General features: G+C 66.3%; 26 protein-coding genes and 1 tRNA gene. 12 read left to right on the plus strand and 15 right to left on the minus strand.

Features of this window, described 5'->3' with window-relative positions; all coding sequences use genetic code 11:
- The first annotated feature begins 79 nt into the window (after window positions 1–79).
- Window positions 80–850: an HAD family hydrolase gene (locus tag ACTODO_RS02680; RefSeq protein WP_003791122.1), complete on the plus strand. Its 771-nt coding sequence runs from the start codon at window positions 80–82 to the stop codon at window positions 848–850.
- A 9-nt stretch (window positions 851–859) separates the two neighbouring features.
- Here the strand turns inward: ACTODO_RS02680 and ACTODO_RS02685 are convergent, their stop codons facing one another.
- The gene (locus ACTODO_RS02685; RefSeq protein WP_003791124.1) at window positions 860–1,696 is read right to left on the minus strand and encodes a Fic family protein; all 837 of its coding nucleotides are present in this window, start codon (window positions 1,694–1,696) and stop codon (window positions 860–862) included.
- Window positions 1,697–1,713: 17 nt separating this feature from the next.
- Between ACTODO_RS02685 and ACTODO_RS02690 the strand changes: the two genes are divergently transcribed.
- The 4 genes from ACTODO_RS02690 to ACTODO_RS02705 all read left to right on the plus strand — a co-directional run bounded on the left by ACTODO_RS02690 (window position 1,714) and on the right by ACTODO_RS02705 (window position 6,251).
- Window positions 1,714–2,643 carry a hypothetical protein gene (locus ACTODO_RS02690; RefSeq protein ID WP_003791125.1) on the plus strand — a complete coding sequence of 310 codons (930 nt, stop codon included), beginning with the start codon at window positions 1,714–1,716 and terminating at the stop codon, window positions 2,641–2,643.
- A gap of 54 nt (window positions 2,644–2,697) precedes the next feature.
- The gene (locus tag ACTODO_RS02695; RefSeq protein WP_003791128.1) at window positions 2,698–4,485 is read left to right on the plus strand and encodes a hypothetical protein; all 1,788 of its coding nucleotides are present in this window, start codon (window positions 2,698–2,700) and stop codon (window positions 4,483–4,485) included.
- Window positions 4,482–5,387, plus strand: a complete 906-nt coding sequence (locus ACTODO_RS02700; RefSeq protein ID WP_003791129.1) for an alpha/beta fold hydrolase — start codon at window positions 4,482–4,484, stop codon at window positions 5,385–5,387. Before ACTODO_RS02695 ends, ACTODO_RS02700 begins: the two co-directional genes overlap by 4 nt.
- A gap of 180 nt (window positions 5,388–5,567) precedes the next feature.
- Window positions 5,568–6,251 carry a Crp/Fnr family transcriptional regulator gene (locus ACTODO_RS02705; RefSeq protein ID WP_003791132.1) on the plus strand — a complete coding sequence of 228 codons (684 nt, stop codon included), beginning with the start codon at window positions 5,568–5,570 and terminating at the stop codon, window positions 6,249–6,251.
- Between the two features lie 143 nt (window positions 6,252–6,394).
- Here the strand turns inward: ACTODO_RS02705 and sp36 are convergent, their stop codons facing one another.
- Together sp36 and ACTODO_RS02715 are read right to left on the minus strand one after the other, a co-directional pair.
- On the minus strand, window positions 6,395–6,574 hold the full coding sequence (gene sp36, locus ACTODO_RS02710) for a Sp36 family protein (RefSeq protein WP_003791133.1): 180 nt from the start codon (window positions 6,572–6,574) through the stop codon (window positions 6,395–6,397).
- A 9-nt stretch (window positions 6,575–6,583) separates the two neighbouring features.
- Entirely contained in the window at window positions 6,584–6,934 is a 351-nt protein-coding gene (locus ACTODO_RS02715; RefSeq protein WP_003791135.1) for a WhiB family transcriptional regulator, read from the minus strand.
- Between the two features lie 169 nt (window positions 6,935–7,103).
- Here ACTODO_RS02715 and ACTODO_RS02720 point away from each other — a divergent pair, with 169 nt between their 5' ends.
- The 4 genes from ACTODO_RS02720 to ACTODO_RS02735 all read left to right on the plus strand — a co-directional run bounded on the left by ACTODO_RS02720 (window position 7,104) and on the right by ACTODO_RS02735 (window position 11,079).
- Window positions 7,104–9,224: a transglycosylase domain-containing protein gene (locus ACTODO_RS02720; RefSeq protein ID WP_003791136.1), complete on the plus strand. Its 2,121-nt coding sequence runs from the start codon at window positions 7,104–7,106 to the stop codon at window positions 9,222–9,224.
- Window positions 9,214–10,194 carry a metallophosphoesterase gene (locus ACTODO_RS02725; protein WP_003791138.1) on the plus strand — a complete coding sequence of 327 codons (981 nt, stop codon included), beginning with the start codon at window positions 9,214–9,216 and terminating at the stop codon, window positions 10,192–10,194. The genes ACTODO_RS02720 and ACTODO_RS02725 overlap by 11 nt, the downstream gene beginning before the upstream one ends.
- 138 nt (window positions 10,195–10,332) lie before the next feature.
- A tRNA-Pro gene (locus tag ACTODO_RS02730) sits at window positions 10,333–10,406 on the plus strand.
- 139 nt (window positions 10,407–10,545) lie between these two features.
- Window positions 10,546–11,079 (plus strand): hypothetical protein, encoded by a 534-nt coding sequence (locus tag ACTODO_RS02735; RefSeq protein ID WP_003791140.1) that lies wholly within the window; start codon window positions 10,546–10,548, stop codon window positions 11,077–11,079.
- Between the two features lie 94 nt (window positions 11,080–11,173).
- Here the strand turns inward: ACTODO_RS02735 and ACTODO_RS02740 are convergent, their stop codons facing one another.
- Together ACTODO_RS02740 and ACTODO_RS02745 are read right to left on the minus strand one after the other, a co-directional pair.
- Entirely contained in the window at window positions 11,174–11,596 is a 423-nt protein-coding gene (locus ACTODO_RS02740) for an RNA-binding protein (protein WP_244262500.1), read from the minus strand.
- A gap of 159 nt (window positions 11,597–11,755) precedes the next feature.
- The gene (locus ACTODO_RS02745) at window positions 11,756–12,739 is read right to left on the minus strand and encodes a bile acid:sodium symporter family protein (RefSeq protein ID WP_034511882.1); all 984 of its coding nucleotides are present in this window, start codon (window positions 12,737–12,739) and stop codon (window positions 11,756–11,758) included.
- Between the two features lie 210 nt (window positions 12,740–12,949).
- Here ACTODO_RS02745 and ACTODO_RS02750 point away from each other — a divergent pair, with 210 nt between their 5' ends.
- Entirely contained in the window at window positions 12,950–13,732 is a 783-nt protein-coding gene (locus ACTODO_RS02750) for a YwiC-like family protein (protein WP_003791145.1), read from the plus strand.
- Between the two features lie 69 nt (window positions 13,733–13,801).
- Here ACTODO_RS02750 and hisC read toward each other — a convergent pair whose 3' ends face one another.
- Window positions 13,802–14,866 (minus strand): histidinol-phosphate transaminase, encoded by a 1,065-nt coding sequence (hisC, locus tag ACTODO_RS02755; RefSeq protein WP_003791147.1) that lies wholly within the window; start codon window positions 14,864–14,866, stop codon window positions 13,802–13,804.
- A 65-nt stretch (window positions 14,867–14,931) separates the two neighbouring features.
- Here hisC and ACTODO_RS02760 point away from each other — a divergent pair, with 65 nt between their 5' ends.
- Complete coding sequence (locus ACTODO_RS02760) at window positions 14,932–15,318, plus strand: phage holin family protein (RefSeq protein WP_034511887.1); 387 nt, start codon at window positions 14,932–14,934, stop codon at window positions 15,316–15,318.
- 30 nt (window positions 15,319–15,348) lie between these two features.
- Here ACTODO_RS02760 and ACTODO_RS02765 read toward each other — a convergent pair whose 3' ends face one another.
- Both ACTODO_RS02765 and ACTODO_RS02770 read right to left on the minus strand, forming a co-directional pair.
- Entirely contained in the window at window positions 15,349–17,043 is a 1,695-nt protein-coding gene (locus ACTODO_RS02765) for an alpha/beta hydrolase (protein WP_003791150.1), read from the minus strand.
- Window positions 17,037–17,357, minus strand: a complete 321-nt coding sequence (locus tag ACTODO_RS02770; RefSeq protein ID WP_003791152.1) for a hypothetical protein — start codon at window positions 17,355–17,357, stop codon at window positions 17,037–17,039. The genes ACTODO_RS02765 and ACTODO_RS02770 overlap by 7 nt, the downstream gene beginning before the upstream one ends.
- Before the next feature lie 228 nt (window positions 17,358–17,585).
- Here ACTODO_RS02770 and purB point away from each other — a divergent pair, with 228 nt between their 5' ends.
- Entirely contained in the window at window positions 17,586–19,043 is a 1,458-nt protein-coding gene (gene purB, locus ACTODO_RS02780; RefSeq protein WP_003791154.1) for an adenylosuccinate lyase, read from the plus strand.
- 90 nt (window positions 19,044–19,133) lie between these two features.
- Here the strand turns inward: purB and ACTODO_RS02785 are convergent, their stop codons facing one another.
- From ACTODO_RS02785 to ACTODO_RS02815, 7 genes are all read right to left on the minus strand, one after another.
- Window positions 19,134–19,814: a DUF4853 domain-containing protein gene (locus tag ACTODO_RS02785; RefSeq protein ID WP_003791155.1), complete on the minus strand. Its 681-nt coding sequence runs from the start codon at window positions 19,812–19,814 to the stop codon at window positions 19,134–19,136.
- Window positions 19,811–20,476 (minus strand): DUF4853 domain-containing protein, encoded by a 666-nt coding sequence (locus ACTODO_RS02790; RefSeq protein ID WP_003791158.1) that lies wholly within the window; start codon window positions 20,474–20,476, stop codon window positions 19,811–19,813. The genes ACTODO_RS02785 and ACTODO_RS02790 overlap by 4 nt, the downstream gene beginning before the upstream one ends.
- 22 nt (window positions 20,477–20,498) lie before the next feature.
- Window positions 20,499–21,191: a DUF4853 domain-containing protein gene (locus ACTODO_RS02795; protein WP_003791160.1), complete on the minus strand. Its 693-nt coding sequence runs from the start codon at window positions 21,189–21,191 to the stop codon at window positions 20,499–20,501.
- A 5-nt stretch (window positions 21,192–21,196) separates the two neighbouring features.
- A complete protein-coding gene (locus ACTODO_RS02800) occupies window positions 21,197–21,859 on the minus strand; it encodes a DUF4853 domain-containing protein (RefSeq protein WP_003791161.1) in 663 nt (220 codons plus the stop codon).
- Window positions 21,856–22,329, minus strand: coding sequence for an alpha/beta hydrolase (locus ACTODO_RS02805; protein WP_003791163.1), 474 nt, complete (start codon window positions 22,327–22,329; stop codon window positions 21,856–21,858). The genes ACTODO_RS02800 and ACTODO_RS02805 overlap by 4 nt, the downstream gene beginning before the upstream one ends.
- A gap of 132 nt (window positions 22,330–22,461) precedes the next feature.
- Window positions 22,462–23,103: a hypothetical protein gene (locus ACTODO_RS02810; protein WP_003791166.1), complete on the minus strand. Its 642-nt coding sequence runs from the start codon at window positions 23,101–23,103 to the stop codon at window positions 22,462–22,464.
- Window positions 23,100–24,581 (minus strand): alpha/beta hydrolase, encoded by a 1,482-nt coding sequence (locus ACTODO_RS02815; protein WP_003791168.1) that lies wholly within the window; start codon window positions 24,579–24,581, stop codon window positions 23,100–23,102. Before ACTODO_RS02815 ends, ACTODO_RS02810 begins: the two co-directional genes overlap by 4 nt.
- Between the last annotated feature and the right edge of the window lie 356 nt (window positions 24,582–24,937).

The following is a 24,937-nucleotide window of genomic DNA, read 5'->3' on the forward strand; positions in this document are numbered from 1 at the left end:
CAACCCGAGGTGCGAGGCTGTGCATAGAGGGGTCCGATGGAGGACCCCTGTGGATTGAGCCAACGCTGGAGTAAACGCAATGGTACGCGCGGCCTTTTTCGACCTGGATAAGACGATTCTGGACACGTCCTCGAACGTGGCTCTGTCCGGCCCGTTCATCGAGGCCGGCCTCATGAATCGGCGCACCGCACTCACCTCCGTCCTGGTTCAGCTGCCCTACCTGCTCGCGGGCGCGGACGAATCGCGCATGGAGCAAATGGCGCAGGCACTGGGACGCATGGGGCGAGGCTGGAACGCCGCGTTCCTTGAGGCAACGGTGGAGGACGCGCTCGAGCGCACGATCCAGCCCGTCTGCTACGCGCAGGCGCTCGCGCGCATCGAGCAGCACAAGCGCGCGGGAGACATCATCGTCATCGCCTCGGCATCGGTCGAGCAGGTGGTACGTCCCATCGCGCAGATGCTGGGGGCGGACGAGGTCCTCGCCTCGCGCGCAGCGGTCGACGAGGACGGGTGTTTCACGGGCGAGATCACGCACTTCAACCAGGCGCAGGGCAAGGCGGATGCCTGCGAGGCCCTGGCTCGCGCGCGCGGCTGGGACCTGTCAGACTGCTCGGCCTACTCGGATTCGGTGTCAGACGCGCCGCTCCTGCGCCTCGTCGGCCACCCCTACGCGGTCAACCCGGACCGCGGCCTGCGCGAGATGGCGCAGCGCGAAGGCTGGCCCACCCTCACGTTCACGTCCACGGTGCGCGTCCTGCCGCGCGAGGTTCCTACGCCCGCGAAGGTCGCGGTGCCTTTCATCGCCGGCGTCGCCGTGGGCGCGGCGGCCTGCGCGCTCCTGCGCCGCTGAGAAACAGCCCTAGGAGAGGCGGCCTGCCTGCACGTGGCGGGCGACGTCGCGCCCCACCTGGGCGCCGTAGACGACTCCCGCACAGTAGTGGATGATCCACCGGGCCAGGCCGGCCTCGTCGGCGCTCACCCACCCGGCGAGTTCGCGTCCCGCGCGCGCCGGATCGAGCGCGTCGTAGGCGCTGGGCACGCACACACCGGTTGGGTCGACGCCTCGGGTCACGAGGATCCAGCGCGCCAGTCCGCCTCCCACGACGGACGAGGCCGGGTCAAAGACACGCCGGAAACGGAAATGTGCGGTCAGGGCGGCAGCGACGGCGAGGCCGGGCGCATCGCAGCACGTGTAGGCGAGGGCGGGCGCGAGCAGGGACGGGTCGGCGGGCACGGCGACGGACCGCGACTCGACGAGGCCGGCGGCAACGAGACCCGAGCAGGCATCCCTGTGCAGTCCAGCGATCAGCGCGGGCAGGGGCGTGGGGGCGACGCGCGCACCGCCTTGGGAGCGGGTGTTGAGCGCGGGGAAGCGCGAGGCCAGGTTCCACTGCGAGCGCCAGATCCCCAGCGCGAGGGCAGCCCCCGGATCCGAGGCCGCTCCCCCTTCGTCAGCCATGGACAGGGCACGCACGTCGTCGACGCTCGTGCGGGCGCCCTCGATGATGGACAGGGCGGCGGCCTCGCGCACAGCGGCCTCCGCGCGCGCTTCCTCCCAGCCTCGGCGCAGTCCCTCACTAAAGCGCAGGTCGGCGAGTGCCGTGTGGGCCTCGTTCATGGCGGAGGCGACGTCAGGGCAGGCTGCCGCCGCGCACAACACGGCGGGTGCGGGGTCGACGAGGGCTTCGATACTCACCCCTCTACACTAGGGGCATGACGCTTTTGCAGCATCGAAACCTCTCCGCGCGCCTGCGCTCGGGGTTGTTTGCGTTCGTTTTCGCCCCGATCGCCCTGGTGTTCCTGGGGTCCTCGATGGTTGACGTGCAGGCGTTGGCCTCGGTCGGCCAGCCCTTGGCCTCGGTCGAGGGACTCATCGGCATGGCGCTCGCGTCACTGCTGCTGGCCCTCATCGCCCTCAATTGCGAGGAGTCGAGCGCGGGCATGGTCGTAACCTTCGTGTGGTCGATCGTCGTGGGGGTGGCCCAGTTCTTCGGCGTGGCGCGCCTTCCTTTTCTCATGAAGTCATCCGTGGGCGCCGAGGATGTCATCGCGGGTGTGTCCTGGTGCCTGTACCCGGTGTGCATGTCGCTCATGCTTGGTGCGTGCGCGCTGACGATCAAGTCGGTGCGAGTGCGCGCCGGTAAGAGCACGCGCGTGCCTCTGGCCCGCGTACACCGCCACGGATTCGGGACGACGGTAGCGCTTCCCGCAGCGGTCGCGGCGGGCACGCTGATGGTCGCGGCGGCCCCCTCGGACACGACAAACGTCGCGGCCATGGGCCTGGAGGGGGTCACCGAGGGCTTCGAGCCGATGCACTGGCTCGCGCTCGGAGCGGGCATCGCGTTCGCGGTGCTCGTCGTGAGCGCCCGCTGGTCGATCACGGGCACGCAGATCGCGAGCTGGTTCATTTTGGTGCTCCCCACGTACGTGGTCCTGCCCGTGTGGGCGTCGCTGACGGGCAACGTGATCGTCCCCGGCCCGTCCCTGCTGACGAAGATGGCGCTCGCGAGCCCGCCGCTGGCGGCGCTCGGAATGGCGACCGGCTGCGCTTCGATGGGTGTCCTGTGGGCCCGCGTGCGGGCGCTCAAGAAGCTCGAGACGGATGAGGATTCGACGGCAAAAGAAGGGCCTGCCGAGGGCTAATGCGCGTAAGCGCTCACGCTGACCGTAATATGTGGGCAGATACAAGGAGGAAGCATGTCTGATATCGAGTTTGACGCCCAGCGCGACCGCGCCGAGGAGGCACCTGACAACCTGGTGCTGACCGGTGAGGAAATCGAGCTGCCCGGTGAGGATTCCGACGCGTCGGCGATCATCGGCGAGTCCAGCGACCCCATCCACACGGGCGAAATCGAGGCGGTCGCAATCGGCGGCCTGACGGGCCGCGTGCCCGCCGCAGCGCCGCTCAAGCCGACGATCGAGGACAAGATCTCCACGGGCGAGCTGCCCGTCGTGTCCGCCCCCGAGGGCGATCTCCCGGTCGTTTCTTCCTCCGACGAGGCCGGCTCCGCCCCCGAGCAGGAGCAGGCTGAGCAGGATTCTCCCGCCGACGCTCCGGCCGCCGACCAGGGCGCCGATGAGTCTGCCGCGGCCGACGCTCCGTCCGCAGAGGCGACCGATGAGCCCGAGACCACCGACGAGGCCCCCGCTGAGGACGTGACCGAGGAGCAGGCTCCCGCAGAGGACACCGCTTCCGACGAGCACGCCCACACCTCGTCGAACGAGGAGGGCGAGCAGCCCGAGGCCTCCGCGGACCAGGCGGAAGAAGGTGAGAATTCCTTTGCTTCCCTGCTCTCCTCCGCAGACGAGGACGCCGCAGACGAGGCGACCGAGGACGTGACCGAGGATCCGGAGCCCGCGCTCGCCCCCGTGATGACGCCCGCGCAGGCGGCCGCCGCCCTGAGCGAGGCCAACGACGAGGCAACCGACGATACCTCCGACGAGGCCGAGGCCCCCTCGAGCGACGATCAGCCCTCCGAGGACGAGGTCGCCAAGAGCGAGGTCGCCGCGGTCGGTGGCGCTGCCGCCGAGGCCTCCGCGCACTCGCCGTCCTCGCGCCGCTCCATGATCTTCGGTGACGACGAGACCCTGTCCTCCTCGATTCCCGCAGTCGCGGCCGAAGAGGAGAACACTCCCGCCGAAACCTCCGCGGAGGAAGAACCCGAGGCTGAGGAGGACGCCCCCTTCACCGAGCCGACGACCCAGCTGCCGACGCAGGACACCGAGGCCTCGTACTCCTTCGAGGATCAGGATGCCGCCGAGGCCGCACGCCCGCGCCGCCGCTCCCTGCTGGGCCAGGGCGACGAGGACAGCGAGGCGGCGACCCTGGCCGCCATCGCGGCGACCGCCACGCGCGGCGACAAGTCCGACGCGCCTTCGAGCCTGGACGACGAGCTCTTCTCCGCCGCCCCCGAGATCACGGAGATGCCCTCGCGCACGGGCGCCCACTGGCTGTCCTTCCTGCTCTTCCTGCTGCTCGTGCCCGCCGGCTGGTACCTGGCCGCCGACGCGGGTGCCCGCATGACCCTGGCGGACGCCGCCCCCATGTACACGGGCGTCGCCTCGATCGTGGCCCTGGGCGAGGTCCTCGGCGCGATCATCATCTCCGCGATCCTTTTCGTGACCGCGCGCCGCTCGTCGCTGGGCGCATGGCTGATGGGCATCGTGACCCTCATCGTGGGTCTGCCATGGCTCATGGCCCCCGGCATCACCAAAGCATCGGTGCTGTCCGCGCTCACCGCGCTGACCAACACGGGCTCGCTGGGCGCGAACCTCTCGCACCACCTGCAGGCCTCCGGCTATTCCGGCCGCTTCGCCCTGCTGGGCATCGCCCTCATGGGCCTGGCGTACGTGTCCCACTCGGCGCGCCGCACCGGTCGCGCCGAGGAGGCGCTGCGCGTCTCGCTGGAGGCCACCAACCCGGCGGGTGCCTTCTACTCCAAGCGCGCCCGTAAGAAGGCGGCGAAAGAAGCGGCCCGCAAGTGAAAACTCTGATTCCCGCCAGCGCGATCGAGCTCGAGGGTCCGTGGACCCATCGGCACGTGAGCGCTGGCGGCGCCGCATTCCACGTCGCTGACATGGGCGAGGGCATGGACCATGCGCTCGTCCTCCTGCACGGCTTCCCCGAGCACTGGTGGGCGTGGCGCGACGTCCTGCCCGCCCTCGCGGAGTCGACCTCGCGCGTGTTCGCCCTTGATTTGCGAGGCTTCGGCACCTCCGACCTGACGCGCGGAGACTGCGACCTACAGCAGATGGCGAACGATGTGATCGGCGTTGTGCGCGCCCTCGGCGTGGCTTCGTTCTCCGTGGCCGGCATGGGGATTGGCGGCACGGTCGCGTGGATGATCGGTGCCCTGGCGCCCCTCGAACTGCGATCGGTGGCCGTCCTGTCGGCACCCCACCCCCTCGGGGTCCAGCCCGTGATTGGTCACGCACCCTGGGCGGGTGGCCGCCTCCTGCAGGGTCGCCTCGCGCTGCCCACCGGGCGTGAGCGCGCGCTGCGTTCGGGCTCTCTCGTGACGACCGTGTTCCGCGCGTGGGCCTCGCCCGGGAACGTCAACGCCCTCGTCTCCCAGTCAGGCACGTACCGCGCCGCGCTGCGTCGCCCCTTCGCGGCGCATACCGCCCTGCGCGGCCTGAGCGCCGCCCGCAAGATCTCGCGCGAAGAGCGCCGGCTGCTGTCGGAGCCTGTGCGTGTGCCCGTCCTATCCCTGGTGGGGCGCGACGACGGGGCATGGTCGGCGCTGGATCACGCGGCCGACGCCCAGTTCGTGGACGCGCCGCTGACGCAGATCGTCATTCGCGAGGCCGGACACTTCCTCCCCGAAGAAGCACCGCAGGTTGTGGCCGAGGCTCTGTCAGAGCACGTCTGCACCCACGCCAAGTAGCCTATTTTTCATTAGACAGATCACACAAAACGCGAAATGAAGCCCATTTCACCTGATAGATAGGGCATAATGGTGTGATGCGCGGTACCTTCTCGTGAGTGGTATTACGTATGGGATCCACTGCGCAATCCAAATCGAAACGCCCGAGCAATCGGGCACGAGCGGAAGGAGCTCCGCACCATGATCGGTGACGGAAACTTCATCAGCCAGGTGCCGCTGTTCGGTGGCCTTGATGATGCACAGCAGGTGTCCCTCCAGCAGAAGATGGGTCATACGACCCTGCGTCGCGGAGAGACTCTCTTCGACGAAGGCGATCTCGGCGATCGCCTGTACATCGTGACCGAGGGCAAGGTGAAGCTCGGCCACACGTCCAGCGACGGCCGCGAGTCTCTGCTCGCAGTCCTGGGCCCCGGAGAGATCATCGGTGAGCTCACGCTCTTCGATCCGGGTCCGCGCTCGACCACCGCAACCGCCGTTTCTCCGGCGTCCCTCCTCTACCTCGAGCACGAGGATCTCATGCACGTGCTCGACACCAACCCGACCCTTGCCAAGCACATGCTGCGCGCCCTCGCTCAGCGCCTGCGCCGCACCAACGAGTCCCTCTCGGATCTCGTGTTCTCCGACGTTCCCGGCCGCGTCGCCAAGGCCCTCCTGGACCTTGCAGATCGCTTCGGCACCGCGACCGACAAGGGTGTCCACGTCCCCCACGACCTCACGCAGGAAGAGCTCGCCCAGCTGGTCGGCGCCTCCCGCGAGACCGTGAACAAGTCTCTGGCCGACTTCGTGTCGCGCGGCTGGATCCGTCTGGAAGGTCGCGCCGTGACCCTCCTCGACGTCGATCGCCTGGCGCGTCGCGCTCGCTGACCGCAGCCTACACAGGGTTGGGCCCGGCTCCTCACGGTGCCGGGCCCAACCTTTTGCTTGACGATATGAACGAGGCCGTGGTCCCTCGTGCGTTGTCCGCACGTGCCGACCACGGCCTCGTTAACGCGCAGAGCTGCTGCGCGTCAGTTCTGAACGGCGGGTGCTTCCTCAATCGGACGCTTGAGGTAGGCCACCAGATTCTCGGAACCCGTGGGTCCGGGGATCACCTGGACGAGTTCCCACCCGTCGGCGCCCCACTGGTCGAGGATTGCTTTCGTCGCGTGCGTGAGCAGCGGAATCGTGGAGTATTCCCATTTAGTCATGGCCCTATCCTACCCGCCCGCCAACTGGGGGCGCACGAAGGACAGGACCTTCGGAACGTGGGGGCTGCGGAGCTCGCGGGCGAGCGGCTCGTCGGAGGTGCGCAACCATTCCAGCCAATTGTCCGCGTGAGGATAGTGGCGCAGTATCGCTCGACGTTCGCGTTCCGTCAGACCGCCCCACACGCCGTAGTTAGCCTCAGAGTCGAGAGCATCGGCGAGACATTCGAGGCGAACCTCACATTCGTAGCAGCGCATACGAACCTGACGCTGGGAGGCACCCTGCACGAACAGCACGTCCGGTTCGATGGACGCGCAGAGCGCGCGGGCGACCCAGCTCTGGTCGTCGCCTTGCGTTGACATCGTGGAACTCCACCTCACTGTAGTTCGAGCCCTGCCTGTGACCATACACACATGCGTGTGTGGGCGCAAACGCTGCGACCACTATCGAAGGCCCCTCGAGGTGATTCATCAGGCAATTCTTACGCGTCGCCAAACGCCAGATGAGCGGGCCGACACGTAAGCTAGGAATATGTCGCACTCTCACTCTCGCGCTGTCCGACCGGCCCAGCTGCTCGCGCTGCTGCTGGCGTTCCTGAGCGTGTCCTCGCTCATGGGCGTCGTCACGGCCGGCATGCTCGTCCCTGTCGCGGGTCCCACCGCACTGGTGGCGAAGTCGGTTCCCTCCGTCTTCAACGAGCTGCCCGGTGACCTGCAGACCGTGGCCCCGGCCGAGGAGTCCCAGCTCCTCGATTCGTCCGGCGGCGTGATCGCGCACTTCTACGACAAGCAGCGCATCGTGGTGCCCAGCGCCAACATCGCTGACGTTATGAAGAAGGCAATCGTCGCGATCGAAGATAAGCGCTTTTACGAGCACAACGGCGTCGATCCCACAGGCATTGCTCGCGCGCTCGTGACGAACCTGGGCGAGAGCGGCCGCCAGGGCGCTTCGACGATCACCCAGCAGTACGTGCGTAACTCGCTGGCAGAGCGCGGCTACCTCGAGGGTGACGCGGAGCAGGTGAGCGCGGCAACCGAACAGACCACCGAGCGTAAGCTGCGCGAAATCAAGTACGCGCTGGCACTTGAGAAGACCCAGTCGAAGGACGACATCCTGACGGGTTACCTCAACATCGCCCCCTTCGGTCCCATCACCTACGGTGTCGAGGCCGCCTCGCAGCGCTACTTCTCCAAGTCTGCGTCGGAGCTCAACTATCTGGAGTCTGCGCTCCTCGCCGGCCTCGTCCAGTCCCCCGTCCAGTACGATCCACTGACCCACCCGGAAGCCGCTCAGGCACGCCGCGACACGGTCCTGGCAACGATGCTTGACCAGGGCGTCATCACGCAGGAAGAGTACGACGAGGGCGTCGCGACGACGGTCGATTCGATGCTCCATCCGACGGTGTCCTCGGAGGGTTGCTCCGGCGCGGAGTCCTCAAAGGCCTACTTCTGCGACTACGTCCTCTCTCAGTTCCTGGAGGACCCGACGTTCGGCGCGACGCGTATCGAGCGCGAGCGAGTGCTCAAGACCCAGGGCATTACAATCCGTACGACGCTGGACTCCGCGAAGCAAGACGCAGCCTATGCCTCCCTGACGAACGCGATTCCCGTGGGCGACGCCTCCGGCCTGAACGACGCGCTCGTCTCGCTGGAACCACGCACCGGCAAGGTGCTTGCGATGGCCCAGAACACGGCCTACGGCATCGAGGCTGGCCAGACGATGTCGAACTACTCGGCCGACGGTAACTTCCAGGTGGGCTCGACCTTCAAGGTGTTCACGCTCCTGCAGTGGTTCAAGGAGGGACACTCGGCCTACGAAACCGTGGGTTCGGCCAACACCTTCTATCCGAACGGCTCCTTCAAGTGCGACGGCCGCTCCATCACGACCGAGGGCTACCAGGTCAACGACCTCGCGGGTAAGACGGGCACGATGAACGTCGTGCGCGCCACCGGCCAGTCGGTCAACCAGGCCTTCGTGAACATGGCGTCGCGCGTGGACTTCTGCTCGATCTTCGAGACCGCCTACGACATGGGCATCACGGAGGACGGCGAGGTTCCGTCTCCCTTCCCCGCCAACATCCTCGGTTCCGTGTCGAGCTCCCCGCTACAGATGGCCTCCGTGTTCGCGACGATCGCAAACTCCGGCCAGCAGTGCAAGCCCCAGTCCATCGAGTCCGTGACCGACCGCGACGAGAACGTTCTCAAGGAGTTTGCAGCGGACTGCAAGGAGGTCATCTCCGCTGACATCGCGAACAAGACGGCGGCACTTCTGACGGCCTCTGCCGGCCAGTACTACACGTCGACTCGTCTGGGCGACGGCCGTCCCTTCGCCGCGAAGTCGGGTACGACCGACGGCCACGCCAACACGTGGCTGACCGGCTTCACCCCCTCGCTCGCCACTGCCGCGTGGGTGGGCCACGGCGACAACTCCTCTCAGGAAGTTTCTGGCGTCGTCATCAACGGCGTGTACCACAGCGAGATCTTCGGTGAAACCTACGTCGGCCAGAACATCTGGGCGCCCTACATGACGCAGGCGCTGGCGGGCACACCCATTGAGGCCGTCTCAAACGCGAACATCGGTGCGACGACGCCTCAGCGCGGCGCGACTCCAACTCCCGCACCGAGCGCGTCACCCAACAGCAATGACCACTGACGTCACGTCTGCACTCGCAGGGGCCACGGCCTCGTCCACTCGACGAGGCCGTGGCCTCCTGCGCACCGCGGGAGCGATCGTCGGCGGCCTGGGACTCGCTGGGCTGGCCGCGGGCGGCGCGGCACTCGCGTGGGGATCGATAGAGCGCACGATGCCGGTGCTACGCCGCTACGACGTCCCCATTCAGGGCGACGTTCCAGAGGTGACGATCCTCCAGATCGCAGACCTGCACCTGTTCCCCGGACAGGATTTTCTCCTGCGTTTCCTGTCCGATGTCGCAGCCTCAGAGCGCTTCGACATGGTCGTAGCGACCGGGGACAACTTCGGATCTATGGATGCGCTGGACATGGTGATGGACGCCTATCGCCCGTTCCTGTCCTATCCGGGCGCTTTCGTGCTCGGGTCGAACGACTACTACTCGCCAATTCCGAAGCGCTGGAGCCGCTACCTGTCACGATCAAAGCCACACCCCGTGCGGGTTGTTCCCGATCTTCCCTACCTGCCGATGGTGCGTCGCATGCGTCAGGCTGGCTGGGTCGATCTGTCGAATGCTTCCGGCACGATCAGCCTGCCCACCGGCACCGTGTCTTTGCTGGGCACGGATGACGCTCATATCCACCGGGATCGTGTGGTAGCGCCGGCCTCGTCATGGGCAGCGCCGGGCGTTCTGCACCTGGGCGTCACACACGCCCCCTACACGCGCGTCGTGTCCGCGCTGACGTCGGCAGGCTCGGACCTGATCCTCGCCGGGCACACGCACGGCGGCCAGATCGGCATTCCCGGAGCCGGGGCGATCATCACGAACTGCGACATTTCACGCCCCTACGCGAAGGGCTTGAAGCGGTGGGAGGCTCCGGACGGTACTGAGGCGTGGCTGCACGTCTCGGCTGGCCTGGGAACCTCACGCTACGCAAAGATTCGCATCGCGACGCGCCCCGAGGCGTCTCTGCTGCACGTGCACCCCGCGTAGGAGGGTGTCACCACGGCCGGCTGCCGGGCTTTCTGGGCTCCACGCAGCCAGACAACATGCGGCGTGGACCACACTTCGAGTGCTCACTCCGTCTCCGTTTGGGAATATCGACAGGGTGAGGCTATACTCGAACGGCACCGGGGTGTGGCGCAGCTTGGTAGCGCGCTTCGTTCGGGACGAAGAGGCCGTGGGTTCAAATCCCGCCACCCCGACCGGTAGTCGCCGGGACCACAAGGTCCCGGCGACTTTTGTATAGGCCCTATGCTCAGAATCACTGACCAATGGGTCGAAAGCGCACGATCGCCCATTAGACTAAGGTCGTCCCCATCACTCACTTTGAGGAGAATCTTTATGAAGCGTCGTCTTGCAGCAGCCCTGCTCATCATCACGCTCCCCTTGGGCATGGCAGCATGCCACGGAACGAAGTCCCGCAAGGCCACGCCCAGCACCCCGGCGCCTGCTGCGACAGCCAACGCCAACCCGACCCAGGCCCCCGGCCAGACCCCCGCTCCGACGCAGGCCCCCGGCCAGACCCCCGGCCAGGCCCCCGGTGCCTCCGGCCAGTCCGTCGAGCAGGCCTGCAGCCTGGTCGACAGCCAGCTGAGGTCATTCGCCGACAGCTACAGCGACCCCAACGACTTCGCGCAGGCACTGGCAGCTGCTGAGGCCACCATCAATACTCTGAATTCTCCGCAGATCACCAACCCCGACGTGAAGCAGGCGTCCAGCAAGGTGGCCTCGGCCCTCTCGGACATGGTCAACTTCGGCAAGAAGTACCAGTCGAACCCGAATGCCGCAGACCCGAATGAAGCTCAGCGGTTGACGGAGAACCTGACCACGTCGCTGTACACGCTCGGCAACCTGTGCCCCGCGATGCTGAAGTAATGACGCGACTGTAAGCGCTCAGTCATTGATCGCATAGCGATTGGGGGCGGCCCAATGGGCAGCCCCCAATCGCTATATTCGACTCAGTGACTAATCAGTGCTGGTATCCGCACTTGTTGAACAGTTCCGTCTGCTTCGCGCTGAGATCTTCCATGATCTTGTGGTACTCCTCGAGCTTCTGGACGTCCATACTCAACGGGTCCGCCTTCAGGACACCCGAGTTGTCAGCGGCGGCGCGCCATCCGGCCGCGACCTGATCGACGGACTCCTTAATCTCCTTGTTGGTGATTCTCTTCGATGCCTCTTCGTAGGTGGTGGCAAACGTGGTGTAGGTGTCGGTGATGTTGGCAGCGTCACCATTCTGTGCTGAATTCACGAGGGCGAGGCCCGCGTCCTTGAGAGGCTTCTCGAGCAGCTTGCAGGCGTCAGCCTTCGACTGGGACCCACAGGCGGCCATACCCAGGGGAAGAAGGGTCACGAGGATCGCGGCAACGCGATCCAGAACATGAGCTCGCACCAGGAGACGCTCACCAACCTGTGCAACGTGGACAAGTGAGCAACCACTGACTCATGAGCAACGCAGGAGGGGCGGCCCAATGCGCCGCCCCTCCGCACTGTTTGCTCGACCGATAACCAGAGCTGGGGATCAGCGTCCTCGCGCCCCGGCCTCATCCATTTAGGCCTGTCCGCCGTTCTTCCAGCGACGGAAGAACATCGCCAGCAGCGCGCCGGACAGGTTGTGCCACACGGAGAATACGGCTGCCGGGAGCGCGGTCTCCGGGGTGGAGGCGAAGTGGGTCTTCGCCAACGTCGCGGCGAGCGCCGAGTTCTGCATGCCGACCTCGATTGCGGTCGTCCGCGACGCCTTGTCGGAGCCGCGGCCGGCGCGTCCGGCCAGGTAGCCGAAGAGGTAGCCCAGGAGGTTGTGGCAGATGACCACGGCAATGATGAGAGCGCCAGAGGTCAGGATCTTGTTGACCGAGCCAGACACGACGACCAGCAGCACGTAGCAGATACCAAACACGGAGATCCAGGGGAGAAGCGGCAGGATCTTCTCCACAAACTTGCCCGCGACGAAGCGCACGATGAAGCCGCCCAGGACGGGGGCGAGAACCATCAGCAGGATGTTCTTCGCCATCGCCGCGCCATCAACCGGCATGCGATTACCCACCAGCCAGGCGGTGAGCAGGGGCGTCATGAGGGGCGCGAGCAACGTCGAGATCGAGGTCATGGTGACCGACAGCGCGACGTCCGCCTTCGCCAGGTAGGAGATCACGTTCGAGGCCGTACCACCGGGCGCACAGCCGACGAGGATGACGCCGACCGCGACCGCGTCGGGCAGACCGAACACGTAGCACAGTGCCCAACCGACGAGGGGCATGATCAGGTACTGGGCGACAACACCCACGACCACGGGCAGCGGACGCTTGACGATGAGCCCAAAGTCGGGCAGCGTCAGGGTTAGGCCCATGCCGAACATGATGACGCCGAGCGCCCAGTTCACGCCGGGAGCTAGCGGCTTGAACGTGTCGGGCGTGATCATGGCGATCGCGAAGGCCGCCAGGATCAGCAGTGGGAAGACCGTGACGGCGATGCGCGCGCTGCGATCTTCGGGGGAAAGGACGGGGGATTGAGTTGTAACTGCGTCTGATGTGGACATACCCCCCATATTTCACCGATTGTTAAATCATTCCCGCTTCAGTCTCACGTTGTGACCCTCCCAGTATTGAGCTTCACAGGCGTACTTCATTAAGCTAAGGCTATGCACAGTGCAGCGCCGCAGACTCAGACAACGCCCGAACGCACCGCGGATGGCGTCACCAATCGCGCACCGGGGCGCCCAAAGCCGCGCCACCACAACAATCCCCGCATGCGTAAGCTTGCCCGCAACGGTTGGATCTCCGACCAGCACGGCGCGTGGACGATGATGGCTTTCCCGCCGCTGCTCGGGTGGGCGCTGTCCTTCACCTTCTCGTGGACGGTCGTCCTCATGCTGGTCGCATGGGCGATGGCCTTCCAGATGTTCTCCGCCGTGTGCCTGTGGGTCAAGACACCCGCCAAGCGCCGCTCTCGCATTGCCCCCGCGGTCCTGACCTACGGCCTGCTCGCGGCGCTCCCCGGCGCTACCCTCCTGGCCCTGCGCCCACAGCTGCTGTGGTGGGCGATCGCTTTCGTACCCCTGGCCTCATCCGCGATCTACCTCGTGTGGAAGGGCCGCGAGCGCTCCCTGGGTGCCCGCGCGGCCTCGATCCTAGCGGGTAACATCATGGGACCCGTGGCGTTCTCGCTGGCGATCGCAGACGGTTCACCGGCTGCGGTGACCCTCAACGCGTGGGCGACGTGCGCCGCGTTCGGCCTGCACTACATCGGCACTGTTCCGCTGGTTCGGTCGATGATCCGCGGTCGTAAGGACCCGCGCTGGGCGATGGGTTCCACGCTGCTGCACGCGGTGTTCACGCTGTGCACGGCTGTGGCGTGGTGGTTCGGCGCGCTCGAGATCTGGCCTGTCCTCATGTGGGCGTGCCTGACCGCGCGCGCGTGGGTGATGCCGACGCTGAACCGGACCCGCGCACGCCCCTTCTCGCCCAAGCTCATCGGATTCAGCGAGCTCGGCTGGTCGCTTCTTCTCATCGCCTCGCTGCTGATTCCGTAATCCGCTGCACCCCGGTGGGTGGTCGTGGGCGCGTCCGTTTCGTCGGGCGCGCCCATTGGCATGCTGACCCTACGCGCCGATGCCCACGGTGCGCGCGAATTCAACGGCCACGGACAGGAAGCGGTCGTTCTGCTCGCGCGAGCCGACCGAGACTCGGACGCCCACGCGGAAGGGGCGCACGATGAGGCCGACGCGCGCGCATGCCTCGACGAGGCCGTAGACGTCGCCTCGTATCAGGTAGAAGTTCGACTGACTGTCGGGGATGTCGTAGCCGAGTCCGCGCAGGGCAGGGATGATGCGCTCGCGCTCGGCGATGATCTCGGCGACCGCGCGCTGCACGCCCTCGGCATCCTTCAGGGAGGCGAGGGCCGCGGCGAGCGCGAGAGAACTGACGCCGAAGGGGACGAGGAGGGCCTGGATCGCGCCGATCACCTCGGGATCACCGATGGCGTAGCCGACGCGCACGCCGGCCAGGGCGTGGGCCTTGGAGAACGTGCGCATGACGATGACGTTGGGGTATTCCTCGATGAGGGGGACCGCGGTGCGCACGCCGGGCTTGGTCGCGAAGTCGATGTAGGCCTCGTCGACGATGACCATGACGTCGTCGGGGACGTCAGCGACGAAGCCGGCGATCTCCTCGTAGGTGAGGGCCGGGCCGGTCGGATTGTTGGGAGAACAGACGATCACGGCGACGGTGTCGGGCGTGATCGCGGCGCGCATGGCGTTGAGGTCGTGGGTGGCGTCCGGGAGGAGCTCGACGGGCACGGGGTCGCCGCCCACGGAGGGAATGGCGATCGGGTAGGACTCGAAGGAGCGCCAGGGGAAGACGACCTGGCTGCCGGGCTGGCAGACGGCGGACAGTGCGGCGACGAGGATCGCCGAGGAACCAGTACCCACACAAACCTGGTCGGCACCGACGCCGAAGCGCTGCGCGAGGGCCTCGCGCAGGGGCGCGGCCGTCAGGTCGGGGTAGCGGTTGATCGTCTCGAGTTCGCGGGCGATCGCCTCGAGCACCGCGGGGCTCGGCGGCGTCGGCATCTCGTTGGAGGAGATTTTGACGGCGTCAGGCGCGGTCTTGCTGGGAACGTAGCGAGGCAGGGAGGCGACGGCGGGACGGATGCGCAGGTTGGTCATGTGTGTAGTCCTATCCCATGGACTTGAACCGTGCAAACATCATCCCACTGCGCAAGAATGGAGAAATGGACTTTATTGCTCGTTTATTGGCCACGATGGCCGGCCTGTGGGTGACGACCCGCGTGGTCTCGTCGATCTCGATCGAGTCGTCGTCGGCGTCGCAAACCGTCATCGTTCTGGCGGCCGTCGCCCTGGTGTTCACTGCGGTGAACTCGATCATCAAGCCGATCGTGACGACTCTGGCGTTCCCCCTGTACCTCCTGACTTTCGGCCTGTTTGCCCTGGTGACGAACTCTCTGCTCTTCGCACTGACGGGGTGGCTGTCCACGTCGCTCGGATTCCCCATGACGACGGGCGGCTTCTGGTCCTGCCTGTTCGGCGCGGTCATCACCTCCGTGGTGTCCTCGATTGTCTCGGGCATCCTGCGGGATAAGAAGGACAAGCGGGACTGACGTATCGGTTCCCCTCTCCGTCGAGGCGCATTACCCCTGGGTGATGCGCCTTGTTTGATAGTGGTGGATGGTGGTCTGTGTGTCCTGGCTGAGGCCGAGCGCCTGGGTGCGGCGGGCCTCGGCGGCCGCCAGGGCGCTCAGGCCCGGATCGGAGGAGGCCCGGGCGGCGTCCAGAGTGCTTCGGATTTCGTCCACGTACAGCGGCGCGCTGTGCGAGGAGGGAACCGGGTCTTCGGGGTGAGCCGCGGCCTCGTAGTCGTGGAACCTGACGGTCGTCACGTTGTCTCCGCGGGTCGCGTTCCCGTCCAGACCGGGAACGATGTCGCCCGAGTTTTCGTAGGAGAGGACGGGTACGTCGCTGGGCGCAACCGTCGCCGTGGGCGAGCCGGCGGTGACGACGGAGACGACGTTGTAGCGTGCGCGTACGGCGGGGTCGGCGGCCAGCTGAGCCGCCATGATGCCGCCCTGCGAGTGGCCGGCAAACTCGACGGCCTCCTCGGGTGTGATACCGGCCGCGTCCATGGCTTCCATGATCGCGTCGAGCTGATCCGAGGCCATTCCCGCCACGCCCTGCAGGTTGGTGGTCATGTCCTGAGGGCCCGACTGCCCGATGGCGAAGGACTGGGTACCTCGAATGTCGACGGTCCACGAGCGGGTCGTCGCGCCATCCTCCCCCACGGTCACGTGTTCCTCGATGGCGATCTCTCCGTTGTCGGCGTCGCCTCCGCGCATGTCGACGATGTGCTCGATGGTGTCGGCGCTGGTAGTGATGCCCTCGTAGTGGGTGTCGGGTGCCGCGTCGGGCATGGCCGCGAGCGCGGCCTGTGTTCGCGCGTCGAGGGCACCGGACGGAATACGTGCGGCGGCCTCGCTGTGATGGACGCGCGCGTTCCCGTCCGTTCCCCGAACCGCAACCCCGTAGCTGGCTCCGTGCCCACAACCCATGCGGTTGTAGAGGGCGGCTACCACCCAGGGCACAGCGAGCGCGGCGATACCGGAGGCGGGCTGCGTGGAGGTTGAGTTCAGGTCCTGGCTCACCCCCTGCCCGGCCAGTGACTGCGCGACGCCTCGGAACGCAGGCAGGGAATTCACGTCGAGGGCGAATCTGCCGAGGTCACGCTGGAACAATGCCCCGGACTCCTCGTCCCCGTGCAGAGCGAAGGAGACGCCGTCGATCGCGGTGTTCCACAGGTCCCTCCTGCGTACCATGGTCGTCATCTCGGGTAGGAGGACCGCGGGCAACCAGGGCACTCCCGCGCTCGCGGATGCGTCCTGAAACCCGTGGTAGAGCGCCACGCCACCAGCGGCCAGGGCACCGCCTGGGGAGAGGGCGAGCGCTCCGAGGCTCCGCCAGCTGAGCTGCGCCCCCAACGGGCTGCCGGGGACTGCCTCCCACAGGGAGGCGGCTGCGTTCGCATCCGCGTACGTGAGGGCCACGTCCTGCATCTTCCACCGCAGGTCGTCGACGCTGGACTCGAGAGAGTCGAGGGCACTGATGGCGGCGCTGATCGCGCAGATGAGTGCAGCAGCCGTTTCCGGGGCAAACAGCGAGGCCAGGTCGGCCTCGGCGAGGGCGGCGTTGAGCGCAAGGCGCGCGGGTCCGATCGAGAGGTTCTCTTCGTACGTGACGAGGGTGTGCGTGGCGCACAGCTCGTTGACGTCGACGCTGAAGGAGCCCGAGGACACGGACACGTGTCGGTTCGGATCGAAAGCCACGGTCACCACGCTCCCAGCATGACGAGTTCGGGATGAAGTACTGCTGATTCGGCGGACTCGGAGAGGCTACGCGCGAGGCCCTGCGTCCGCTCCGTGTCAAAGGCTGGGATGAGGTCAAGGGCCTGTTGGATCTGGTCGAGGACTGCCTGAGCGCCGGCGATGGTTTCGCCGCAGCGCGCCCGGTAGGAGTCGCCTCCCACTCCCGTCCACTGCGGGCACGTCGCGCCCACAAGTACCCCGCGCAGGCCGTCGACGAGGCCCTGGGCGGCTTGGAGGGACAGGCCTGGGCTGGTCGGATCGAGGATCATGGTGTCTCCCATCATCGGAAGAGTCGTTGCTTGTCCTCGCACGCTACGCCGTCCCACTCCCCCACCACCAGCCGCGCAGCGCCCCCTGTGGATAAGCGCCCGACGCCACCCGCCCCTGTGGACGACACACCCGGGGCCCTCACGCGCACACCCACTCAGCCCCGGCCTCGTACGTTACCCACGCCACGAACCACCGAGCGGACTCTACGTCCCGATGGCCCCTCGTTCTGGGAAAATAGGGGTATGAGCGACACGATGACACTGTTCTCCACTGCCCACGGCTATTCGGACCTGGCGGGCGGGGGTGAACCGCTCAGCCCGCTGGACGGCCGCTACCGCGCGGTGGCCGCGCCCCTGGCGAACTACCTGTCCGAGGCGGGCCTGAACCGCGCGCGCGTGCACGTCGAGATCGAGTGGCTGATTTTCCTGCTCGACAACTCGGTCCTGCCCGGCGCACCCACGCTGACCGACGCCGAGCGCGACTACCTGCGCGCCCTCACGCGCGACTTCGGCGCCGACCACATCAAGCGCCTGGGTGAGTTCGAGGCCGTCACCCGCCACGACGTCAAGGCCGTCGAGTACCTGATCGGCGAATACCTCGAGGCGGCCTCCGAGAAGCTGGGCGAGGGCACGAATCTGCCGTCGCTGCGCGAGGTCGTCCACATCTTTTGCACCTCCGAGGACATCAACAACCTGGCGTACGCGCTGACCATCAAGGCGGCGACCGAGCAGGTGTGGCTGCCCGCGATCCGCGCGCTCCGCGATCGCCTGCGTGGCCTCGCCGAGGCCGGGGCGGATGTCCCGATGCTGGCGCACACGCACGGACAGCCGGCGACCCCGGTGACGGTCGGCAAGGAGATGGCTGTGTTCGCGCACCGCCTGTCCCGCCAGATCAAGCGCGTCGAGGCCACGGAGTACCTGGGCAAGATTAACGGCGCGACGGGCACGTGGGCTGCGCACGTCGTGTCGGTGCCGGGCGCGGATTGGCCGACGCTGGCCCGCTCGTTCGTGGAGGGCCTGGGCCTGACGTGGAACCCGCTAACCACGCAGATCGAGTCGCACGACTGGCAGGCCGAGCTGTACGCGGACGTGGCGCGCGCTGGTCGTATCGCCCACAACTTGGCGACGGACGCATGGACCTACATTTCGATGGATTACTTCCACCAGAACCTGGCGGCGCAGGGCTCGACGGGCTCGTCGACGATGCCGCACAAGGTCAACCCGATCCGCTTCGAGAACGCGGAGGCGAACCTGGAGGTGTCGAACGCGCTGCTGGATTCGCTGGGCGCGACGCTGGTGACCAGCCGCATGCAGCGCGACCTGACGGATTCGACGACGCAGCGCAACGTGGGCGTCGCGTTCGGTCACGCGGTGCTGGCCTACGACAACCTGGTGCGTGGCCTGGATGGCATCGAGATCAACGCGGCTCGCATGGCCCGCGACTTGGATGCGAATTGGGCCGTGCTCGGCGAGGCCGTCCAGCAGGCGATGCGCGCCGCCGCGATCGCGGGCGCGACCGGCATGGCGAACCCGTACGAGCGCCTCAAGGAGCTGACGCGCGGCCACGAGGTGGGCGCGGAAGACATGCGCGAGTTCATCGCGGGCCTGGGGCTGCCGGCCGAGGTGGAGGAGCGCCTCCTCGCCCTGACCCCCGCGACCTACATCGGCCTGTCCGAGCGCCTGGCGCGCTGGGAGGCCTGAACTCTATCGGTTGGGGCGGCGGGTGCGCGGTTGGTCCGCGCCTCGCCGCCTTTCCCGTTTCTGCCCTGTATCGACGAGGCCGGGGCAGTTTTACGAGCCCGACTGGGTGCCGCTCTGGGTACCGGATTGTGGGGTGACGTGAGCGCCCGTGGTCAGTGTGGGGACCGGGTGCAGGTCCGGGTTCGTGTTGTCGCTGATCGTCACGTGCATGCCCGGGAACGCCTCCTCCACCGAGGGCAGAACGAACTGACCGGGATCATCCAGGGGCTTATTCGTCGGCAAACACGCGGAGCGCGACCTCACGGCGATAGAGTCCTCCGAAAACTTGAACTCGACAAGGCCGCCATAGTTGTCGATCAGCTGAATACCCCGAGTAGCATCCCTATCGATTTGCTTGTCAACCTGCACGGCCACCGCCCAATCGGGCTTGTTTTCTGTCACCAGTTTCTCGAGTCGCTCAAAGGACATCGACGGAGCCACCGTGGTGTAGCCAACCACCCGATACCCCTGGGTATCACCAGTGCCACACACTTGCACATACGGCAGGCCCATCACCGTCAGCTCACCACCGGTCTCGGCAGCCACCGGCACAGCCACACTCGATATCTCCGGCAGCTGACGGCTTATGTACTCTTCAATGCTCACACGCTCAGGAAAGGGAACGAACTCAGCATCGCGCGACTTTGCTGCATGACACCCACCCAACACGGCCACCACCACGACGCACCACGCACCCACGCGTACTGGGGTCCATTTCTTTGTCATGTTCATTCCCCCGTCTGCGCTCCGGACTGAATCCCCGACTGCGGACGCAACTCAGGATTCTCACCGCCGTTATCGTCATAGGCCCGCACGATTGTCAGATTCGGAAACATCTCTTCGGGGCTAGGCAGCGGATAAGACGAGCGCGGAGTGTCCGGATCGAGAGGCTGGGACGGGAACATACACCCCGAATACAAACTAATGATAATGCGGTCCTGAGCCTCGTGGTGATAGAAAATCAGACTATTCCCGTAGCCATCCCCGACAGCAACAGAGCGAGAGTTGAGTTTATCTCTGCGTACCGGATCCCACGAATAGCCGAAGCCGTTACGCTGCGCCCCCTCAACGACAATCCGGCGCAAATCCTCATAATCGATCGTAGGAATAACCATCGAATCCCAATGGATATCCATATCGGTCGTATCCGTCGTCAAGCAACCGTCGACTCGATTCTTGCCACCGACTTCTAGCACGCCACCGGACTCGACAACGACCTCCTCGATGATGCCCAGATACCGGGGCAGGGTATCCCTGATGTGAACCTCCGTCGTCTGCCCCTCAGAGATCGGGATACTCCCACTGCCGCGCCCAAAATACAGGTCAGCATCATCCGGTAGGCTCGGAATACACGCCGCCAGAAGCAACGAGGCGCAGGCAGCAGTGGCCGCCATTTTCCACCGAGAACTCATGCCATCACTCCCCCGACTGGGCACCGCTTTGGGGCCCCGACTGGGCACCGCTCTGCGCGTCGGACTGTGGGTCGGCTTGGGCACCGAGGGTCAGCGTAGGAACCGGATGCAGATCCGGGTTCGTGTTGTCGCTGATCGTCACGTGCACGCCCGGGAACGCCTCCTCCACCGACGGCAGGACGAACTGACCGGGATCGTTCAGGGCGTGGGAGGTGGGCAGGCACGAGGAGTAGGAACTCATCTCGATACCGGTCTCGGTATACTTGAACTCAGCCGAATTGCCGTCGTTGTCCGTGAAGTAAATCCTCCGACTCCCATCTTCACGGAAGTCGTTTTGGACCCACAGACCAGACACACCGTCACGCCTATGGGCCCTCACGGCCTCCTCCAGCCGATCAAAGGAAATCTGCGGAGCCGCCGTGCTGTAGCCAAAAACCCGATAGCCCTGCGTATTGTCGATCCCGCACGCCTGCACGTAGGGCAGGCCCATCACCGTCAGCTCACCGCCCGTCTCGGCGGCCACCTGCCCGGCCATGCGCGATATCTCTGGCAGCCGACGACTCATGTACTCCTCAAAGCCCACACGCTGACGGAAAGGAACGAGCTCTCCCTTGCGCGGCATGGCCGCATCCCACCCGTACAAACCGGCCACCACCACGACCGCGGCGAGACCAACACGCGCTGGCGTCCACCTCATCGCCCTCAACTCCCCGACTGCTGGTCTGCATCCGTCGCCACCTGACGGAAAATCAACGGATTCTTCTGCTTATTCGCATCGTACGCGTCGACGACTGTTAAGCGAGGGAACATATCTTGCACGGATGGGAGCGCAAATTGGCCGTAGATGTCCCTGGAACGCAAAGACGGCAGACACCCGGAGGAAAATTGGACAAAGATAACGTCATTCTCGAAGTGATCAAATATGAGAGAATTGCCATCCTGGTCGCCAAGACCAACACTACGCATATTCTCCTTATCCCGAGGAACCGGATCCGTCGAATAACTGTACCCGTAGCGCTGAGCAGCATCTCCGACAATCCGGCGCAGATCCTCATAATCGATCAGCGGAATATTAAAGCGAACCGCACTAATCTCGTACCCATTGACTGCAGATCGACAGGCCCAACTCTCCGAGTGCCCGACGTCAGCGATAACCCCTCCCGATTCCATCGCAACCTCCTCGATAATGCTCATGTACCGAGGCATCGTGCCGCTGACAAAGGCCTCCAACGTCTGGCGTTCGGTCACGGGAACGCTTCCGCTATCTGGGTAGGGGACAGAGTCCGGCAGTTCCGGAAAACAAGCCGCCAAAAGCAGCGAGGAACAAGCAGCGCCCACCAGCGTGACCAGCTGTTTCCGACTCATTTCCTCTCCATCGTATCTGCAATGACCTTACCGATGTCTTCGAGCGAGTAGTTATGTTCATTCGGTTTCGCCCTATAGAAATACGCGGAGTGGTTCACATACTTGCCGGCGTTTGGGTCTGGGTTATATCCATCTCCCCCACTCGCGTCACCTGAGAGGTGCCCGATGCCCTCCAGCTCCTTGGGATCACGCCCAAAGGAGCTATCGGGCCCCATTCCCTGAACCTCGTCGTGTAGCGGAATCGCCGAGACCCACGTATGTTCGGGGTTCACCCCCAGCGTCCCGACAGAATGCACAGCTGCGCCCGGGGAACCCGTGTACACGAAGTCATCGACAACGTCCTTACCGATGCTACGCATCGCGATGCCCGCCGTCGCGACCGTCACCGACCGCAGGCCACTAGAGGCCTCGCTCGTGCGGTCGCGCAGGACTTCGAGGTCCCCCTCTTCGATGACAAGATCGGCGGCCATGATGCTCCTTCAACGTCACTTCGGTGCCGATAAGCCAGACCCTACCAAACGGTCATAAGGCGAACAACAGCGCCCCCAAGGGGTGGGACACCCCGCCTTACCGAAAAGACGAGGCCGACTCTCGCCGGCCGGTCACGGCCTCCAGGCGGGGTCGCACTCGGGCGCGCCGTAGCGGTCGTAGAGCTCGTCGGGGCGGGCGATCTCGTCGGCGAAGCCGAGGGCGCTCATGTCGACGACCGTGTCGGTCTGCGCACCGGAGGCCTCGAGGTCGTCGACCTCGTCGTGAGCGAGGAGGACTCGGGCGCGTACGCTGACCGGCGCCATCTCGGGATTGTTCCAGGTTGCCCGGGTGATCGCGTCGAGGGCGCGTGTGGCAGCCTCGTGCTCCGACAGCGCGTCCGAGGAGGCCACCACGACGTCAATGGACACGAGGGAGGGGCGCCCGAAGCCCTCGCCAACCTCGACGTGGACGACGCGGCGCGGCGCGCGACCCTCACTCGCACCGGCCTCGTGCGCACGCACAGGGAAGCCGGAGTCGAGCGCCGCGGTCGCCAGGTCAACGAAGCGCTGCGTGCGCCCGGTGCCCCTCGTTGAGGACAGGGCGCGCCACGCGATGCCCGCACCCAGGGCGCCCACGCCGAGCGCGCCGATCATGAGCGGCCCGGCGATCTGCGGGAGCCGACCGCGCAGGCCCGCGGAGGCCGCCTTGTTGACGGGGGTCGAGACGCGCATCCATCGGCGCACCTCGCGCAGGGGGGCGTTGGGGTCGGTCATGACCTGTCCTTTCTGAGGGAGGAGAGGGCGGAAGCGATGCGCGGCGGGAGGGCCGCGCGGCGCCTGGCTCGGGCGATACGGGGCAGGCGGGGGGCCGTGACCGCATAGTCGATCGGGTAGGTGGCAGGTTCGAAGGAGCCCCCGCGTTCAAGCGCGGCGACCGTGTCCCACGTGCTCTCGGAGGTCGGGGTCAGGATGTCCTGCCAGATCTCGTAGTGCATGACGCGGGTGTCCTCGCCCGGCGCGGGTAGGAAATCCTGCAGGGCCGCCATCGACGAGGCCAGCCGGCCCCACGGGGTCACGCGAACCTTGCGCTCGAGGAGGCGGACGGTCTCCGTGTACGTCGAGGAGGAGTGCGCGTAGTAGAGGGGGCGGGTACGAGGCCTCACGAGGCTCCGTCCAACGGTGACGCGCCGGTCGGGGGCACGGTCGGGCGAGCCGTCGAGGCTCGGCATGACGTCCTGGTCGTGGTAGACGGCAACGGTCACCACGTCGGGGCGCACGCGGATGCGCCGGTTCGGGCCGCCCGTGGACAGGATGCCAGCGACGTTAACCCCGGCCTCGTCGGGAGGGACCGAGGCGAGGGCGGCGGCGACAATCCCGCCCTGGGAGTGGCCGCAGATGAGGACGCGCTCGCGCGGCCACCGCTCGGTGGGTACCCCATCTCGTTCCATGGCAGCGTGCAGCGCGCGCACGACGCCGACGCTCATCGCGCTTTCCAGGCCGAGCATGAGGCGGATGTTCGTCTCGGCGTCGGCGGGGTTATTGGTGGAGCGCCAGGTCATGGACTCGGTGCCGACCAGGGAGAGGAGCCAGCGGCGGGCATCGCCCTCACCGACGCGGGTGATCTTGACGGCGGGGCCGATCGTGCGCGACCAGTAGAGCTCGTCGATATCGGCGCACATGTCGGAGAGGAGCGCGGGGGCGTCGACGCGGCGAATCTGGGCCTCGGGGTGGCCGGGGAGCGGCTCCTGGAAGGCGGGGTCAGCGTCGGAGTCACGCAGGAGTGCGACGTGGACCGCGCCGCCGCGCAGCGCGCCCACAGCGGTGCCAATCGTGAGCATGCCGGTCATGAGGGCGTCGTATCCGCGCCTGGGGATGAGGGGCAGCATGCGCGCCATGCGCCCGTCCCTGTCTGCGCCGATCGCAACGACCGTTCGCGCCCACGCGCGCCCGACGGTCGCGGTGCGCCGGGCGACGTGCGAGAGGGAGCGGATGAGGAGGGTGTCGAGGCCGGGGGTATCGAAGAAGATACGCTGCGATTTTTCGCTGATCGCGGTTCCCATGTCGTCCGAGAGGGAGCGCGCGCGGGCGCGCACGTCCTCGGGTAGGGCGGAGATTTCCGCGAGCGCTCCGACTGCGACCGTGGCCGCGAGGGCGGGCAGGACGGGGGCGACTTTGAGGCGCAGGTAGAGGCCGGGGTAGGCCTGGGGGACGCGGCGAATCGCGCGGTAGCGCTGACGCGGGCGTCGCTTCATGTCCCCTCCTTACCTGTGTGCTGCCTCCACCCTACGGCGGGTGGGAGCCGGGCGCGCCGCATTGGGGGATGCGTGTCGCCACCCCCACAGCCCGTGTTGACGGCACCCCCTTGACACCCATACCCCCTAGGGGTATTATCTACACCATCTTATCCTGATCGTTTTTACCCATCATCTCGACCCCGACCGGGTTGAGCGAAAGGAACGTCATGAGCACTCCCCACCATTCCGGCGATCACCCCGCTCCGGAAACAGACCACACCCACCACCCGGATCATGCCAGCCACGAACATCACGCAGATGCCGACACCCACGGCCAGGCGATGCCCCACGGTCACCCGCACTCTGCCCTGGAC

This window comes from Schaalia dentiphila ATCC 17982, assembly GCF_000154225.1.
GTDB classification, from domain to species: domain Bacteria; phylum Actinomycetota; class Actinomycetes; order Actinomycetales; family Actinomycetaceae; genus Pauljensenia; species Pauljensenia dentiphila.